Annotated in this window: 1 protein-coding gene; it reads right to left on the bottom strand. The window is 66.4% G+C overall.

The annotated features are described in order from the left end of the window. A partial coding sequence (locus SB717_RS40065) for an AMP-binding protein (protein ID WP_410908953.1) occupies positions 1-229 on the bottom strand: 229 nt, incomplete at both ends.

The following is a 229-nucleotide window of genomic DNA, read 5'->3' as shown; positions in this document are numbered from 1 at the left end:
GGTCACCACGTGGAAGAACAATGCGTCCGCGATGTGGAACATGGGCGCCACATGCAAGTGCCGCATGCGATGCGTCAGGCTCAGCTCGGCCGCGAAGGCGAGACTGTGCAGCACGTGGTTGGCGTGGGTGAGCTGCACGCCCTTGGAACGGCCGGTGGTGCCCCCCGTGTAGAAGATGCTGGCGACATCGTCATCGGCATGGCGAAGGGCGGGCACCGGGTCCCCGGAC

The sequence above is a fragment of the Priestia sp. SIMBA_032 genome, assembly GCF_046535215.1.
GTDB lineage: Bacteria > Bacillota > Bacilli > Bacillales > Bacillaceae_H > Priestia > Priestia aryabhattai.
Note: the sequence above shows the minus strand (reverse complement) of the source record. Positions and strands in the feature narration are given on the sequence as shown.